9 protein-coding genes, 2 tRNA genes, 3 rRNA genes and 1 pseudogene are annotated in these 17,623 nt (G+C 48.5%); 2 read left to right on the forward strand and 13 right to left on the reverse strand.

Annotated features, from left to right (window positions below):
* Positions 1-62: 62 nt before the first annotated feature.
* Positions 63-1,589, forward strand: a complete 1,527-nt coding sequence (locus L6468_RS09350; RefSeq protein WP_237793065.1) for a Y-family DNA polymerase — start codon at positions 63-65, stop codon at positions 1,587-1,589.
* A gap of 23 nt (positions 1,590-1,612) precedes the next feature.
* Positions 1,613-1,819: a hypothetical protein gene (locus tag L6468_RS09355; RefSeq protein WP_237796690.1), complete on the forward strand. Its 207-nt coding sequence runs from the start codon at positions 1,613-1,615 to the stop codon at positions 1,817-1,819.
* Between the two features lie 58 nt (positions 1,820-1,877).
* On the opposite strand, the gene hemG is transcribed toward L6468_RS09355, so the two are convergent.
* From hemG to L6468_RS09420, 13 genes and pseudogenes are all read right to left on the reverse strand, one after another.
* Positions 1,878-3,230, reverse strand: a complete 1,353-nt coding sequence (gene hemG / locus L6468_RS09360; RefSeq protein WP_237793066.1) for a protoporphyrinogen oxidase — start codon at positions 3,228-3,230, stop codon at positions 1,878-1,880.
* Positions 3,231-3,246: 16 nt separating this feature from the next.
* Entirely contained in the window at positions 3,247-4,611 is a 1,365-nt protein-coding gene (gene hemN / locus L6468_RS09365) for an oxygen-independent coproporphyrinogen III oxidase (protein ID WP_237793067.1), read from the reverse strand.
* A 7-nt stretch (positions 4,612-4,618) separates the two neighbouring features.
* Positions 4,619-5,539: pseudogene (locus L6468_RS09370) on the reverse strand (MFS transporter); the annotation flags it as partial.
* A gap of 8 nt (positions 5,540-5,547) precedes the next feature.
* Positions 5,548-7,626, reverse strand: coding sequence for a TonB-dependent receptor (locus L6468_RS09375; protein ID WP_237793068.1), 2,079 nt, complete (start codon positions 7,624-7,626; stop codon positions 5,548-5,550).
* A gap of 349 nt (positions 7,627-7,975) precedes the next feature.
* Positions 7,976-8,088 (reverse strand): 5S ribosomal RNA (rrf, locus tag L6468_RS09380).
* Between the two features lie 135 nt (positions 8,089-8,223).
* Positions 8,224-11,119, reverse strand: a 23S ribosomal RNA gene (locus tag L6468_RS09385).
* 200 nt (positions 11,120-11,319) lie between these two features.
* A tRNA-Ala gene (locus L6468_RS09390) sits at positions 11,320-11,396 on the reverse strand.
* A gap of 24 nt (positions 11,397-11,420) precedes the next feature.
* Positions 11,421-11,494: transfer RNA gene (locus tag L6468_RS09395), tRNA-Ile, on the reverse strand.
* Between the two features lie 168 nt (positions 11,495-11,662).
* Positions 11,663-13,192: ribosomal RNA gene (locus L6468_RS09400) — 16S ribosomal RNA — on the reverse strand.
* Together the 16S, 23S and 5S rRNA genes with 2 tRNA genes alongside form the textbook arrangement of a ribosomal RNA operon.
* A gap of 348 nt (positions 13,193-13,540) precedes the next feature.
* Positions 13,541-14,260: a Bax inhibitor-1/YccA family protein gene (locus L6468_RS09405; RefSeq protein ID WP_237793069.1), complete on the reverse strand. Its 720-nt coding sequence runs from the start codon at positions 14,258-14,260 to the stop codon at positions 13,541-13,543.
* A 90-nt stretch (positions 14,261-14,350) separates the two neighbouring features.
* The gene (locus L6468_RS09410) at positions 14,351-15,244 is read right to left on the reverse strand and encodes a hypothetical protein (RefSeq protein ID WP_143005761.1); all 894 of its coding nucleotides are present in this window, start codon (positions 15,242-15,244) and stop codon (positions 14,351-14,353) included.
* A 7-nt stretch (positions 15,245-15,251) separates the two neighbouring features.
* Positions 15,252-16,670: an MBOAT family O-acyltransferase gene (locus tag L6468_RS09415; RefSeq protein ID WP_091817496.1), complete on the reverse strand. Its 1,419-nt coding sequence runs from the start codon at positions 16,668-16,670 to the stop codon at positions 15,252-15,254.
* A gap of 10 nt (positions 16,671-16,680) precedes the next feature.
* On the reverse strand, positions 16,681-17,622 hold the full coding sequence (locus L6468_RS09420) for a GNAT family N-acetyltransferase (RefSeq protein WP_091817493.1): 942 nt from the start codon (positions 17,620-17,622) through the stop codon (positions 16,681-16,683).
* Position 17,623: the final 1 nt, after the last annotated feature.

The following is a 17,623-nucleotide window of genomic DNA, read 5'->3' on the forward strand; positions in this document are numbered from 1 at the left end:
CCATTTTATGAGATTTTCATTGTATCAAGCTGCATTTTTCCATTCTTTTTCGTACCTTTGCAATGATTGATGACATCGGCGTGAACCAAAATCGGACATATATTGCCATCGACCTGAAGTCGTTCTACGCTTCAGTGGAGTGTGTGGACAGGGGACTTGACCCACTGACCACCAACCTCGTCGTGGCTGATGTGTCGAGGACGGAGAAAACCATCTGTCTGGCTGTTTCCCCTTCACTGAAAGCATACGGCATAGGTGGACGTGCGCGCCTGTTTGAGGTGGTTCAGAAAGTGCGCGAGGTCAACAACGAGCGCAGGAGGGCTGCCGGATGGAGAATGACCGGCAAGTCATTCAACGACCTGGAGCTTCAGGCTCATCCTGACCTCGAACTCGACTATATCGCTGCCCCACCCCGCATGGCACACTACATAGAGGTGAGTACCAAGGTCTATCAGACTTACCTGAAATATATTGCTCCTGAAGATATACATGTCTATAGTATCGATGAGGTGTTCATGGATGTGACGGCCTATCTGGGTACTTATAAGATGACTGCTCACGAGTTGGCGATGAAGATTATCCGCGACGTACTGGCTACAACAGGTATCACGGCAACAGCTGGCATCGGCACAAACATGTATCTGGCTAAGGTGGCTATGGACATTGTTGCCAAGAAGATGCCAGCCGACAAAGACGGTGTGCGTATTGCTGAATTGGACGAAATGGCGTATCGGCATGAACTATGGGATTATCGCCCTCTGACCAAGTTCTGGCGTGTGGGACGGGGGACTGTCGAGAAACTGGTTGTCTACGGTATTGACACGATGGGGAAGTTGGCGCGAATGTCAATTCAGAACGAAGGACTGCTATACCGTCTCTTTGGCGTGAATGCAGAGCTACTGATAGATCATGCATGGGGCTGGGAACCATGTACCATAGATGCTGTGAAAGCCTACAGGCCAGAGACAAACTCATTCAGCAGCGGACAGGTTTTGCAGGAGCCTTATACTTTCAAGAAAGCCCGTGTGGTGATACGTGAAATGGCTGAGGGAATGGCACTCGACCTTGTATCGAAACGTCTGGTGACTGACCAGTTGGTGCTGACCGTAGGGTATGATGCCGAATGTCTGACACGTCCTGAGATCCGCGAAAAATATCATGGTGAGATTACCACCAACTATTATGGAAAGGCTGTTCCCAAGCATGCTCACGGCACGTTCAACTTCGAGAGCCCTACGTCATCATCACGGCTCATCATGGATGGGGCAACTGAATTGTTTGACCGCTTCGTGAATCCTGATTTACTAATCCGCAGACTGAACCTGACAACAAACCATGTGGTATCTGAGGAAGCTGCATCGGCACAGGATAAAACGCCCCAGCAACTGGATCTCTTCACCGATTACGAAGCGTTAGAGAAACAGCACCAGGAAGAGCAGGCTAAACTGGAAAAGGAACGGAGGATGCAAGAGGCACAGTTGAAAATCAAGAAGCGTTTCGGTAAAAACGCTATTCTCAGGGGCTTGAACTTTGAGGAGGGCGCCACGGCCAAGGATCGCAACAAGCAAATAGGAGGACATAAGGCTTAGTTAAGAATTAAGAGTTAAGAGTTATGGATAATTACGACGATATCATCAATCTGCCGCATTACGAGCCGAAGCATCACCCGAGGATGTCGATGTGGAACCGTGCAGCCCAGTTTGCACCTTTTGCCGCACTGACCGGCTATGATGATGCCATTAAGGAATCTGGCCGTTTAGTAGAAAACCAGACAAATATGGCCGATGACTATAACATGTACGAGGAGTCTCATTTCTGAAACTCCTCGCATTTTTCTGATGTAGCCTGCTAATTGCATTTAGAAGGCAACATGACTTCTAAAATTTCTCGGCAATCTTTGCTGCCTGATAAATTCGGTTGCCCATACCTATGCCATCACGCATGTTACCTGCAAGAATCAGGCCAGGATAATCCTGCTCAATACAGCGGATTGCTTCAAAACGGGCACCACTATCCGCTCCATACTGAGGAATAGCATGCTCATGACGGAAGATACGGATCATATCGGGCTTTATATCTGCAGGATATTTCAACATGGAATGGAATGCCTCGATAACAATCTGCCGTATCTCGTCATCACTCTTCTGAAGATACTCCGGATGACGGGCACCACCTATGAAATAGGAATACAACGCTCCACCATCGGGGGCACGCTGCACGAAGCACTCCGAGGGGAAGAGGATACCCAGCAGCTGCTGCTTTTCCTTACTGGGCACCAAACCGCCAAAGGCGGGCTTATTGAGCCCACGGGCATCACGGATACCGACGCTCACCTGGATAACGGGAGCGTAGTACAGATTACTGATATGCTCCATCATACTGCTTGGCACAAAGGGCAGCATATCGGGCAATGCATAGGCTCCTACGGTGGTGATAACATGGTTGCAGCGTATCTCCTCTGCCCCGTCATTGTAAGACACGCGCCAGACATGCGCTCCATCGGGACGTACCCTGATATCCTGGGCATTGGTCACAATGTTGACGTTCTGTGCCAACGCCTCTACAATCTGTTGCAGACCGCCACGGGCTGAGAAAACTTTTCGCGTGGCCAGTCGGTCGCGATCGGTCTTTGGTTCCTTACGCTTGGCAACAGCACCACGCACAAAACTGCCATAGTTGGTCTCTAGGTTATAGAGCTTTGGCAGGGCATAACGGGTGGTGAGCTTCATAGGGTCGCCGGCATAGACACCGGATACGAAGGGATCGACGGCATATTCAAAGAACGAGCGTCCCAGGCGGCGCTGGGCCAACGAGCCCACCGACTCATTGGGATCGTTTCCTTTTTTACGCCAGGGTTCGCCGAGGATACGGAACTTATCCTTTAGGGTGAACAAGGGGGTGGTGATGGCAGCCACAGGACCGGCTGGCAGGGCATGAAACTTGTTGCCTTTCCATATCAGACGACGTTTGGACGACTCGCGGGCTATCTCTAATTGGCAGCTACCGTCGAGGTTCTGAAACAGTTCGGCCACTTCAGGGAAAGAGACGACACCGGTATTAGGACCGCTCTCGAAGGTAAATCCGTCTTCTGTATAGGTACGTATCTGTCCGCCAATACGGTTCTGCTTTTCCAGCACCAGGACATCACGTCCTTTCTTCTTCAGATTAAAAGCTGTTGAAAGACCGGTGAGTCCAGCTCCAATCACAACGATATCACATTTTTGAATCATCGGGAAAAAAAGGGAATTATATGGGAGTTGAGAATTGTTTATCTGTATGTCGCATCAAGGGGTCGAGGACAGCTGCCACACAGCGCACCAACGAACAGGCATCGGCATGCACGACAATGTGGTCGTCGTCGAAATCCAGAATACCGTCGGCTGCCATGTCCTGCAACTGATGCTCATCATAGTGGCAGGCTGCCCGGAGGGTGTCAACCGTAACGCCCATGCGCTCTGCCACCTGATGCCAGTTGAGCTGATAGTTGCACATCAGTGTCTCCACCACCTCGCGCACCAGTTTCTGCTCGTGCGACAATGTATAGCCTCGCTGTATGTAGAACCGTTTCTGGTTGATGGTCTCGATATAGGTTTTGATATCACGACCGTTCTGCACATAGGCATCGTCAAGCTGACTGATAGCCGTCACGCCGAAGGCATAGACCTGGGCTGTGGTGCGACGTGTGCAGTAGCCTTGGAAATTGCGATGGAGCATGCCCGACTGCAGGGCGGTATACAGTTCGTCCTCGGGCAGCACAAAGTGATCCAGTCCTACACGCTGATAGCCTGCTTGTGTCATCACCTCTGAGGCGGCTTCATACATCGCGCTCTTCTCCTCCATCGAGGGTAGTCCTATACGGTCCAGTATCCGCTGGCGTGGGAAGAGCTTGGGTAAGTGGGCATAGGCAAAGGTCACCAGACGGTCTGGACGCAGTTCTGCTGCCTGTTCTATGGTATGCCGGAAGGAGTCGACAGTCTGCAGGGGCAGACCATAGATGAAATCAAAGTTGACCGTGGCGCCCGATGCTCTCAGTATCTGCAGCACATCACTCATAGGGAGCAACGAGGGACGGCGGTTCACTGCCTGCAGCACGTCGGTCTTCAAATCCTGCATACCGATGCTATATCGGGTGAACCCGCACTCGGTAAGCTGCTGCCAGTCTTGCTCGGTCAGATAGCCGGGATGGCACTCGATGGCTATCTCCGGACGGTCTATCGCAGGTGCAATGCTCAGCAGGTGCTCGTTCAGCTCCTTTATCATTGATACGGGAAGCGACGTCGGACTGCCTCCGCCATAGTGTATCTGCGAGATTTGTCGGCTGCGGTCTATCTGACTGGCTACAAGGTCTATCTCCTGATGCAAGGCATCGACATAGTCTTTCACGGTGTCGGCCGATGCTGCGGGATAGGAATTACAACCGCAATAGTGGCACAGATGACGACAGAAGGGGATATGCAGATAGAAGGATATCTGGTTCTGACGGGCTGTGTTTGATGCTGCAACGACACGCTGATAGTCGCTCTCACTGAATGCTGTGAAATAGTTGGCTGGCGGATAACTGGTGTATCGCGGCACAGGACGGTTGTATTTCTGTATTAATTCTGGCTGCATGCTTTAAGATTGTGGTGAACAGGATGAAGCAGGCAAAGAGAATACGGGTGAAGCGGATGCCGACTCGACGCAACAGCAGACCTGCTCCAAAGGAGGCGCAGAAGGCGGCTGAGGTTCCCACGATGCCACTCATCACGCCTATCTCTTTCATGTCGTATCCAAGGTCCACTAACCAGGGGCGCATCATGGAGAGAATGCCTATCATGCTGGCATAATAGAGCATCAGAAAACCTATCTGACGCCAGATGCCACGCTGGGTGAAGAACGAGGCAAAATCGGTGAGGCGGGCACGCTCTTGTGTGCTCTTTGCCGCTATCACTGGTTCACGACGCATAATCAACGGTATGAGCATCAGCAGCACGAAGAGTCCTAAGCAGAGGGTGACCGTCTGCCAGCCAAAGGTATGTAGCACTACCAGCAACAGACCGCTACCAACGAGGGCGCCTCCGAAACTGCCCATAGACTGCATACTGTTCACCATACTCTTATCCCTACCCCCATGCATCAGGATGGCTAATGCATCAGTAGCGATATCTTGTGTGGCTGACGCCACCAGCGACAGACAGACAAGGGCGATGATGAGATACAGGTTGTCACTCACATCAAACAGGCCTGCCAGAATGATAAACAGGGCATAGACACACTCGCTGCCAATGATGCAACGACGGAAATCACGACCTGTCAGACAGTGACGGTCGACAACTGGCGACCAGAGGAATTTGAGTACCCAGGGCAACTTCACCAACTGAAGAAGTCCGATAGTCGCTAAAGAATAATGAGCTTCTCGCATCATCACCTGAAGGGCGGTAGCAAAGAAGCTGGAGGGAATACTCTGAGCTATGTAAAGGCAGAAGAACATCGGTAGCCCGATGCCTCCTCTGCCTATTAAAGATATTTTATTGAGTTGTCCTTGCTTTTCTTGTTGCATCTTTTTCATTAGAGATCAAAAATCAGCGATGTTCCAAAAGAGACGGGGCGTCCCTGCTGACCATAACCTACATTGGTCTTGAAATAGTAGGTCAGATAATCGGTATTGGTCAGGTTCTTTCCCCATACCTCCCACGTCAGCAGACCGAAGGTGGCACTCACCTTGGCATCGAGCAGGGCATAGAATGACTGACTGACGGCGTTGTCCTCGTTCCAATAAATCTTACCCATACCATTGACACCGGCACTCAGCACAATACGGTCAACGGTCTTACAACTGGGCAGAATGGTGTAAGCGCCTCTGAACGAGAGGGTCTGACGGGGAACAAGGGGCAGCATCTTGCCGGTATAGTCCACTGTGGCACTCTTCTTATAATTCAGGAAGCGGGCATAGGTGTAACCGTAGCTCATACGCAGTGTGAGGGGCTGCACAGGACGAACGGTAAGACCAAGTTCTACACCCTTGCTGTCGGAATGACCGGCATTGCGGGTGATATTACCTACGCCTGGCACAGTCTGCGTAATCTGCTGATGACGCCAGTCCACATAGAACAGGGTCAGGTCGGCCTGCAAGGCGTGGTCAAACAGTGAGGTCTTTGCTCCAATCTCGTAGTTCCAGTTGTACTCGGGCTCAAACGTACGCTCATCGTCCTGGGTAAAGGTAGAGTTAAAACCGCCTGTCTTGTAACCTCTTGTCACCGATGCATAGACCATATTGTCGTTACTGAAGAGATACTCAAGGGCAAACTTCGGTGTGAACTGGGTGAAATTCAGTGTGCTGTTATAGGTATCGGTCGGTGCGCCCAGCGTTCTGTCCCATGCTGTTGCGGTCTTATATGACTCATAATCTTCCTTAGCATGCTCATAGTCGAAACGCAGACCCAACTTTGCATTCAGACCGCCAACAATACGCAGTGATGACTGGTGATAGACGGAAAGACCGGTTGTTGGACTGTCATAGAATTTTGGGGTGCAATAGTTCTGCGAAATATAGGTGGTATAGAGGGCCTTCTTATAACTGTCGTTGAAGAAGAAAGCACCAAACATCCACTGATAACGACTGGCTGTTGTTGACTTAATCGTGAGCTCCTCACTGAAAATATTCTGACGCACACGCTGATTTACCCAATAAAGGTCGGCACGGGTGAAATCCTGGTCAATACCCTGATTATCATCAATATACTGATAGGCTGTCTGACTGTTGAAACTAAAGCCGTTGCCTTCGTAACGGGCATTCAGACCAGCAGTGGTCAACTGGCGCAGGTAAGAGCTGTAGCGGTTGTAGTTAATCTCGCCTACAGTACCATCTGCCTCGTTATACAGGCCATAGGGGTATCCTCCCTGGTCACTGTTACGATAGCTCAGGTCGGCTGAGATGGTCCAACGTTCGGTGGGCTTCCAGAACACGCGACCGCGCATAAAGCCTTCGTTAAACTTATCTATCTTACTGTCATCGAATGCGTTACGGAAATATCCGTCGTTGTGATGATAACTACCATTCACGGCAAAAGCCAGCTTATCGCTCAACTTGCTGTAATGACTGGCATTAACTGATACGTCATTATAACGTCCATACCCTACTTTCACGCGTGTGCCCTGATAGTCGAATGGTGAACGGGTATAGGCATTGATAATACCACCGATGCAATTACGACCATAGAGTGTACCCTGCGGACCGCGAAGCACTTCCAGTGAACTTACATCAAACAGATCATCATCAAATGCTGAGCGCTCCATGTGGGGCACGCCATCAATATAAAATCCTACTGTAGGACCATTTGTCTTGGCACCCACACCACGTACGAAAACGGGGGAGTTCTGACGCGTGCCATACTCTGGAATAAAGAAGTTGGGCACTACATAACCCAGATCCTTAATACTGGTCATCTCTGCCTGACGGATATTGGCAGCAGAAATGGAAGTAATAGAAAGAGCTTCCTTGATAGGCGGATCCTGTTTAAAACCTACTACAGTAACCTCTTCTACATTGTACTGTCGTGAAATTGTTGTGTCAGCTGTTTCTCCTACTCCATCCGCATACATAAAAATGGGACACAGTAATCCTAGAAATAATAAATGTTTTTTCATTATTATATTGAAGTTTTTGTGTTGTTAAGCGATTGCAAAGGTACAAACATAAAACTATCAACACAATCCCCATTTATATTGATTTTTGAAAACCATAGGTCAAGGCATCCTAAATCATAGACTTTGAGGTCCTAAACCATAGACTTAGGCATCGTAAACCTATGGTTTCCGACCTCAAAGTCCCTATTTTCCGATCTCAAAATCAGTGAGTTTGAAACTACCAAAATCAGGCTTCACCGGAACACTCTGGAAATGAGCAGTTTACAGTAAAGGTGAAACCTAAAAAAATAGTGCATACAAACACGAAAAAGACCCTGACTCATTGCTGAATCAGGGTCTTTACTAGTAAAAATGGCAGCCTCCTACTCTCCCGCATTGCATTGCAGTACCATCGGCGCAAGCGGGCTTAACTTCTCTGTTCGGAATGGGAAGAGGTGGGACCCCGCCGCAATAGCCACCTGAATATCTTCGCTAAATTGATAATTGACAATTGATAATTGACAATTATACAACCGCGTATAAGGTTGACATATCACACTAAGACTGAAGACAAAACTTCATCGTCAATACTGTCACAGTTGAAAGCATGCGCTTATTTAGCGAAAGCCTTCGGGCAATTAGTAGTGCTCGGCTTTGACATCACTGTCTTTACACCTGCACCCTATCAACGTCGTAGTCTACGACGACCCTCAATGGAGCCCTCATCTTGTGGCCGGCTTCGCACTTAGATGCTTTCAGCGCTTATCCGATCCCGACGCGGATACCCGGCGGTGCACCTGGCGGTACAACCGGTAAACCGGAGGTCAGTCAAACACGGTCCTCTCGTACTAGTGTCCGATCCACTCAAGACTCCCACGCCCACGATAGATAGAGACCGAACTGTCTCACGACGTTCTGAACCCAGCTCGCGTGCCACTTTAATGGGCGAACAGCCCAACCCTTGGGACCTTCTCCAGCCCCAGGATGTGACGAGCCGACATCGAGGTGCCAAACCACCCCGTCGATATGAGCTCTTGGGGGGGATCAGCCTGTTATCCCCGGAGTACCTTTTATCCTTTGAGCGATGCAGTTTCCATACACTTGCACCGGATCACTAAGCCCCAGTTTCCTGCCTGCTCGGCATGTCTGCCTCCCAGTCAAGCGCCCTTTTGCCTTTACACTCTATAAGGCCGGTTACCAATCGGCCCGAGGGCACCTTTGGAAGCCTCCGTTACGCTTTTGGAGGCGACCACCCCAGTCAAACTACCCACCAAACAGTGTCCACGCTACTGCGTGTTAGACCTCAGGCAGCAGAAGGGCCGTATTTCAACGGCGGCTCCATGAACGCTGGCGCGCCCACTTCATAGCCTCCGGCCTATCCTACACATCCGATGACCAAGGTCAGTGCTAAGCTGTAGTAAAGGTTCACGGGGTCTTTTCGTCCCATCGCGGGTAATCGGCATCTTCACCGATACTACAATTTCACTGAGATCGTGGCCGAGACAGCGTCCGGATCATTACACCATTCGTGCAGGTCGGAACTTACCCGACAAGGAATTTCGCTACCTTAGGACCGTTATAGTTACGGCCGCCGTTTACTGGGGCTTCAATTCAATGCTTCATCCGAAGACTGACATCTCCTCTTAACCTTCCAGCACCGGGCAGGTGTCAGGCTGTATACCTCATCTTTCGAGTTTGCACAGCCCTGTGTTTTTGTTAAACAGTTGCCTGGACCTATTCTCTGCGCCTCACTTAAAGTGAGGACCCTTTATCCCGAAGTTACAGGGTCAGTTTGCCTAGTTCCTTAGCCACGAATCTCTCAACGCCTTAGTATGTTCTACCCGACTACGTGTGTCCGTTTGCGGTACGGGTACCACACGGGTTAAGCTTAGCGGTTTTTCTCGGGAGTATGTTTACCTGCGCTATCAAGTTCTTCCGAAGAAGACCCTGTACTGTCACGTTCGGCTCGGAGTGTGGATTTGCCTGCACTCCTCAGCACCTACACGCTTCAACGTGCTATTCCGTCAGCACGCGGCAGTGTCACTGCTCCGTCACCACGTCGCCCCGTATGGTAGTCACGGAATATTAACCGTGTCAGCCATCGCTCTCGCCGTTCGGCTTAAACTTAGGACCCGACTCACCCCGGGGTGATTGACATCGCCCGGGAAACCTTAGTCTTATGGCGGACGGGAATCTCACCCGTCTTATCGTTACTTATACCTACATTTGCTTTTCCAGAAACTCCAGTGAAGGTCATCCTTCACCTTCGGCGCCGCTGGAATGCTCCCCTACCGATACTTTTTAATGCTATCCCGCGCCTTCGGTACCTGTCTTATACCCGATTATTATCCATGCACGGCCTCTCGACTAGTGAGCTGTTACGCACTCTTTGAATGAATGGCTGCTTCCAAGCCAACATCCTAGCTGTCATCGAGGCCACACTTCGTTAGACTAACTCAGACAGGATTCCGGGACCTTAGACGGCGGTCTGGATTCTTCTCCTCTCGGGGACGGACCTTAGCACCCGCCCCCTTACTGCCGGACTGCAGACCGTGAGCATTCGGAGTTCGTCAGGTCTCGATAGGCGGTGAAGCCCTCTTGACCTATCGGTCGCTCTACCTCTCACGGTGACCATCCGACGCGGCACCTAAATGCCTTTCGGGGAGTACGAGCTATCTCCGAGTTTGATTGGCCTTTCACTCCTACACACACCTCATCCGGAAGCTTTTCAACGCTTATCGGTGCGGACCTCCATCCCGTGTTACCGGGACTTCATCCTGGACATGTGTAGATCACTCGGTTTCGCGTCTACCCCATCCGACTTGGGCGGCCTCTTCAGCCTCGCTTTCACTGCGGTTGCGCCCCAGAAGGGCTTAACCTCGCCGGACATGGTAACTCGTAGGTTCATTATGCAAAAGGCACGCCGTCACTAGTATAACTAGCTCCGACCGCTTGTAGGCGACTGGTTTCAGGTACTATTTCACTCCCCTAATAGGGGTGCTTTTCACCTTTCCCTCACGGTACTGGTTCGCTATCGGTCTCTCGGGAGTATTTAGCCTTACCGGATGGTCCCGGCAGATTCGCGCAGAATTCCTCGTGCTCCGCGTTACTCAGGATACCACTAGGCCTCATTTCACTTCGCGTACAGAACTTTCATCTTCTATGGTTGAACTTTCCAGAACATTCTGCTCATGATCAGAGTACCACGGCGTGGTCCTACAACCCCCATTATGCATTGCTACATAACAGGTTTGGGCTCTTCCCCGTTCGCTCGCCACTACTAGGGGAATCATTGTTTATTTTCTCTTCCTGAGGGTACTAAGATGTTTCAGTTCCCCCCGTTTGCCTTCCTACCTTTGTAGGAATAACAGTCCTTCAGACTGCTGGGTTGTCCCATTCGGAAATCCCTGGATCAAAGATTATTTGCATCTACCCAGAGCTTATCGCAGCTTATCACGTCCTTCATCGCCTCCGAGAGCCAAGGCATCCACCAGACGCCCTAACTTGCTTTCGCCTATATACATTAAACATTAATGATTAAACATTAACATTCAATGCATAGCTCATACTTTCAGCTGTAATTTTGAGATTTTTTAATCTACTCAGTTTGACTTCTTAAAGTCTTTACTTACAGTCTTGTGTGTCAATATGTCAAAGATCTCTGTACTTGAAACATTAAACATGAAACATTAAATTTCAGAGGTCGTCCGTACTTGGTGGAGAATAACGGATTCGAACCGTTGACCCCCTGCTTGCAAAGCAGGTGCTCTAGCCAACTGAGCTAATCCCCCAACTTTTCGTTTTCGAGTCGGATGTAGTCCCAGGCAGACTTGAACTGCCGACCTCCACATTATCAGTGTGGCGCTCTAACCAACTGAGCTATAGGACTGGCTTCAAGCTTCGCCGTTACTACGCTCAGCTTCATCTTTCTCTATTCTTATATATAAACATCAGCAGTAAAGAAGCTTGGGTTAAAAACTAACCTTCTTAACTTAAAGCGGTAGCAAATTTTCACTTTTCACTATTCACTTTTACCTTTTATAGTCATTCTCTCCAGAAAGGAGGTGTTCCAGCCGCACCTTCCGGTACGGCTACCTTGTTACGACTTAGCCCCAATTACCAGTTTCGCTCTAGGCCGATCCTTGCGGTCACGGACTTCAAGCGCCCCCGGCTTTCATGGCTTGACGGGCGGTGTGTACAAGGCCCGGGAACGTATTCACCGCGCCATGGCTGATGCGCGATTACTAGCGAATCCAGCTTCATGGGGTCGGGTTGCAGACCCCAATCCGAACTGAGGAAGGCTTTTAGGATTAGATGCGCCTTGCGGAACACCATCTCTCTGTACCTCCCATTGTAACACGTGTGTAGCCCCGGACGTAAGGGCCGTGCTGATTTGACGTCATCCCCACCTTCCTCACACCTTACGGTGGCAGTCCAACCAGAGTGCCCAGCATAACCTGATGGCAACTAGTCGCAGGGGTTGCGCTCGTTATGGCACTTAAGCCGACACCTCACGGCACGAGCTGACGACAACCATGCAGCACCTCCACCAGCGCCCCGAAGGGCCTCAACATCTCTGTATCGTTCGCTGGCAGTTCAAGCCCGGGTAAGGTTCCTCGCGTATCATCGAATTAAACCACATGTTCCTCCGCTTGTGCGGGCCCCCGTCAATTCCTTTGAGTTTCACCGTTGCCGGCGTACTCCCCAGGTGGGATGCTTAACGCTTTCGCTTGGCCGCATACAGTATATCGCATACAGCGGGCATCCATCGTTTACCGTGCGGACTACCAGGGTATCTAATCCTGTTCGATACCCGCACCTTCGAGCTTTAGCGTCAGTTATAGCCTCGCCAGCTGCCTTCGCAATCGGAGTTCTTCGTGATATCTAAGCATTTCACCGCTACACCACGAATTCCGCTGACGTCGAATACACTCAAGGAAACCAGTTCGCGACGCACTTCCACGGTTGAGCCGCGGCATTTCACGTCACGCTTAATCTCCAGCCTGCGCTCCCTTTAAACCCAATAAATCCGGATAACGCCCGGACCTTCCGTATTACCGCGGCTGCTGGCACGGAATTAGCCGGTCCTTATTCTTACGGTACATACAAAAAGGGACACGTCCCTCACTTTATTCCCGTACAAAAGCAGTTTACAACCCATAGGGCCGTCATCCTGCACGCTACTTGGCTGGTTCAGACTTCCGTCCATTGACCAATATTCCTCACTGCTGCCTCCCGTAGGAGTTTGGACCGTGTCTCAGTTCCAATGTGGGGGACCTTCCTCTCAGAACCCCTACTGATCGTGGGCTTGGTGGGCCGTTACCCCGCCAACAACCTAATCAGACGCATCCCCATCCCTTAGCGGTAAACCTTTGATTCATCTTGAATGCTCGCAACGAACAACATAGAGTATTAATTCGACTTTCGCCGGGCTATTCTCTACTAAGGGGAAGGTTGGATACGCGTTACTCACCCGTGCGCCGGTCGCCGACAAAGAAAGCAAGCTTTCTTCTCGCTGCCCCTCGACTTGCATGTGTTAAGCCTGTAGCTAGCGTTCATCCTGAGCCAGGATCAAACTCTTCATTGTAAAATGTTTTATCTCTAAAGTCTTGGTAAAGCAGGAAATGCTGCTTTCACAATCTTTTATATCTGTCTCAGAACGACTATCCAGTATCAAGTTAAGAATTAAACGGTTTGTTTCTTCTACCCAAGAGTAACCGAAATTACTCTCGCTTCTTGTACTACTTCTGTCTATGTAAATCTTTCAAAGAACTCTTTCTTTAGTGCCTTGCCCGTTGTTAGGCGAAAGCGGATGCAAAGGTACGACTTTTTTCTGAACCACCAAACATTTTACTACTTTTTTTCATAAAAAAATTGCAGGCTTTCGAGTTATTTGACAAACCTGCAATTATACACCTTATTATATATAAGGGGATCATTTCCTGTTTCCAAAAAATCTCAGCAGATAAAGGAAGAGGTTGATGAAGTCCAAATATAAGGTCAATGCAGCAAGAACTGCATATTTTTGAGTATGGGCACTTGCATCAGGTGCCATCTGGAACATCTTTTTAATCTTCTGTGTGTCGTAAGCCGTAAGACCTACAAAGATAAGAACACCAAGATAAGTGATGATAACATCCAGTCCGGTGCTAGCCAAGAAGATATTTACGACAGTAGCAATGATGATACCAATAAGGGCCATGATAAGAATACGTCCTATAGCAGAGAGGTCTTTCTTGATAAATAAGCCTACTGCCGACATAGCCCCAAAAGTACCTGCCGTAACAAAAAAAGTCGTCGCCAGGCTTGGAAGTGAATAAACCAGGAACAATGTTGAGAATGTTACGCCATTAAGGAGGGCATAGACAATAAACATCAGTGTGGCTGTTGTAAGCGACAGCTTTTCAATGGCTGCGCTAAGAGATATAACCAAGCCAATCTCTGCAATAAACAGAATCCATATAGCGGCGCGAAAATTAAGCAAGATATTGAGAATCATCTCATTACCTGCCACGATATAGGCAGTGAGGCCTGTGATAGCCAAGGCCATTGTCATCCACAAATATGTCTTCAGCATCAATACAGAAAAAGCTGCCGATGACTCTAATTCACGTTCACGTGAAAAAGAACGATAGTTGATTTCTTCGTAATCCATATTTTATAATATCTAATGTTAAACGTCGCAAAGATACGTAGTTTTTACGTGTTTAAAGAAAAATAGAGACAATTTTTAAGATAAAAAACACTAAAGTCCCAAGTCGTGAGCCAGAATAGCAGAGAATTTGCACGCTCCCTGATCAGACAGATGGTCTGAATCGAAAAAATCATTATCACTCAAACGAGCATCACGAGAGTAATCACATTTCACAGAACCATACTTTGCACAGCAGCTATCGGTCATTGCATTAATCCATTGCAATTGCCATGCCGGAGCTTTTCGAGTATAATCTTTACATACTGGAGTCTGAAGCAGAATCAATTTCACCTGATGCTGCTGACACCAAGAGGCAATGGAATCAACGTAATCCCGATTGCGATACGTGTACTCCCAATTTACAAAAAGATGTTCCCTTACATTCTTATATAAGAAATCGTCAGGGTTGCGATCGGCTACCACATAATTATTGCCCCACCCCAGACTGTCGCACATAACACTCTGTCCCTGATAATGATATCGTAGTTTCTGATGAAAATATCCTGCATTTGATAATTCAAAACCATACTGAGAAAGCATTGAATGAGCCCGATACCCCATATACAACTGATAATAAGTCACGCGTGCAGGCTCGTCACATTCCATTGGGACATCAAAGAGATTAGAATTATCAGCAACCAGGATTACCTGTTTTAGCGCATCATACCTATCAGCATAATGACAAAGCAAGAAATAATCCTGTTCCAAACGTTGCGATACATTACACAGATTAAAGATGCTATCGCCCATAGCAGAAGGTTTCAAAGCAAAATAGCCATGAGAATTGCCAAGTATGAGTGTCTTTACACCATGCGCATTTCGCAGCATCCACTCGTTCTTCATCCGATAAGTATTAGGAATAGTACGCATATACCATTCTATCACCGCCAACATACAGAAGACAGGAATCAGGAAAAAGACAACACGGAAAAGAAACTTTCTCATAGGCATCTCAGAACTGGAAATAGATAAACGTCTGTTCCTCTCCACGGCCAAAGAACATCAACATGAACACAATATAATATACCAGCCAGCGCGTCCAGCGGTAGCGGCCCAACCAACATCCGTCCAAATGGAGAGGACATAAACGATCACGCTGTATCCACTCTATGACAACCAACAAAAGACAATAAATGATTGCCACCTTACCATAGACCGGCATTCCGAGATTCATGGATGTCAGGGTGATAGTCAAACGCTGCAGATATCCAGATGCTTCGGACAAGCTCTCTGCCCGGAACACCACCCAGCCCAATACGACTAAGGCGAAAGTAAAACAGACAGGAACCAGATCTCTTACCCCTACCCGTTCATCGGTATTAGCCCCTGACTTCCACAACCAGCGTGCCATCGCCAGTAGCACGGCATTATAGCCGCCCCACACGACAAAGGTCCAGTTAGCGCCATGCCACAGGCCACTCAACAAAAAGACGATGAAGATATTCCGGAAGGTATGATACGTCCCTAGCCTACTGCCACCAAGCGGTATATAGAGATAATCACGGAACCACGTCATCAGCGAGATATGCCAGCGACGCCAAAACTCTCCAATAGAGCGCGAGAAATAAGGCAAACGGAAATTCTCCATCAAACGAATACCGAATAGTTTCGCCGTACCAATAGCAATATCAGAATAACCGGAAAAATCACCATATATCTGGAAAGTGAACAGCACCATGCCACACAGAAGCGTCATAGCATTCGCATCTGTATAGTCATCCCATATCTGATTCACAGCCAGAGCACAGTTGTCGGCAACAACTAATTTCTTAAAGAATCCCCAAAGTATTCGGCGCAAGCCATCAACAGCTTCAGCATAGTCAAAGCGACGAGTGCTTAACATCTGCGGCAATAGATTCGTAGCACGCTCAATAGGACCTGCCACCAACTGCGGGAAGAAGGCAATATAAGTACAGAAAGCCACGACATCCCTGGTGGCAGGGAGTTTACCACGATAAACATCAATGGAATAGCTCAGCGACTGGAAAGTATAGAAGCTAATACCCACTGGCAGTATAATACGCCATGTAGGCATATCAAGCGAGAAACCAAACTGCGACAGGAGCAGATTCAGATTGTCGGCAAAGAAACCATAATACTTGAATACTGCAAGAATACCCAGATTCAAGCATATATTTGAAATAAGGTAAAACCGTCTATTACGTGCTTTCTCAATATAGAGTCCACTGAAGAAACTCGACAGCGATGTAATCAATATCAAGATGAGGAAGCGCCAATCCCACCAACCATAAAACACATAACTGGCAATGAGCAGACAGATATTCTGCAACTTCAGCTGTCTCTGCATAGTCCAATAAAACAAGAAAACTATGGGCAAGAAAAGCAGGAAAGATACAGAAACAAATGACATAAACAGTTAACTAAAGGTCGTATTCATAGATATCATAGCACAAACCACGTCCGCCAAATCCCTCTTTTTGGAATGCCAGAGATTCATTAAGACCGCTACCATCCGGATTCTCCGTGGAGCGTCCGAAGTCAAAATAGGGATAATTGACATAGTCGTGAAGCATGATTTGTTCATAGATTAGGTCGATCGCTCCCAGACTCTTTCCCTCGGGCGTTGCCGAGCTATACTGTGCATGAACAACCTGAGACGAGAGATAAAGCACGACGCCAGCTATGACCTGCCCATCCTTCACGGCTTCATAAAGAATGATATTCTCAGGAAAACGACTTCTCAGCAGCTCAATCTCCTGAAGAGAATGCACTGGCTTGATACCATATTTATTACCCAGATTATCAGAAAGAACTTTCCAGAAATCTGCGTAATGGTCAGAACGTCTTACGGTAAGACCAGCCTTCTGAGCCCTCACCACCCCACGGCGACGTACACGTTCCCAGCGCAGTCCGGCTCTCAGGAAGATATTCGTAGAATAATCCCTTGCCACCATTCTAGCCTTACAAACATGATACAAGGCATAAAGATCTTCCTCTGCAGGAAAACGGTGATAAATCCATGGGATACATTTATAATAGACACGTTTGATACCGATACTGCGAAGATAGTCGTTCAACTGCTTAAAGAGTTCAATAGTTTGGACTACTGACAGTTGGAGACTCATCAGAAGTCCACCATAAGTCAACCCTTTATGAGTGAAATAACCATCACCGCTGATATGTCCAGGAAGAACTGCCAGCAATCTGTTTTTCTCATAGAACATCAGAGAATGGTCATTGAAGCGGTCACTATGGTAATCCATATAGTTACGGTCGAAAAGGAACGTTCCGTTCTTAGCTTCTGCTACGAAACGGTTCCATATATCGGCCTTATCAGGAGTGTATCGGATAATATCAAACATT

Origin of the sequence: Prevotella communis (assembly GCF_022024115.1) — a bacterium.
GTDB lineage: Bacteria > Bacteroidota > Bacteroidia > Bacteroidales > Bacteroidaceae > Prevotella > Prevotella communis.

Coding starts and splice junctions, on each gene's coding strand:
- L6468_RS09350 (WP_237793065.1), top strand. CDS start 63: ATGATTGATGACATCGGCGTGAACCAAAATCGGACATATATTGCCATC.
- L6468_RS09355 (WP_237796690.1), top strand. CDS start 1,613: ATGGATAATTACGACGATATCATCAATCTGCCGCATTACGAGCCGAAG.
- hemG (WP_237793066.1), bottom strand. CDS start 3,230: ATGATTCAAAAATGTGATATCGTTGTGATTGGAGCTGGACTCACCGGT.
- hemN (WP_237793067.1), bottom strand. CDS start 4,611: ATGCAGCCAGAATTAATACAGAAATACAACCGTCCTGTGCCGCGATAC.
- L6468_RS09375 (WP_237793068.1), bottom strand. CDS start 7,626: ATGAAAAAACATTTATTATTTCTAGGATTACTGTGTCCCATTTTTATG.
- L6468_RS09405 (WP_237793069.1), bottom strand. CDS start 14,260: ATGGATTACGAAGAAATCAACTATCGTTCTTTTTCACGTGAACGTGAA.
- L6468_RS09410 (WP_143005761.1), bottom strand. CDS start 15,244: ATGAGAAAGTTTCTTTTCCGTGTTGTCTTTTTCCTGATTCCTGTCTTC.
- L6468_RS09415 (WP_091817496.1), bottom strand. CDS start 16,670: ATGTCATTTGTTTCTGTATCTTTCCTGCTTTTCTTGCCCATAGTTTTC.
- L6468_RS09420 (WP_091817493.1), bottom strand. CDS start 17,622: ATGTTTGATATTATCCGATACACTCCTGATAAGGCCGATATATGGAAC.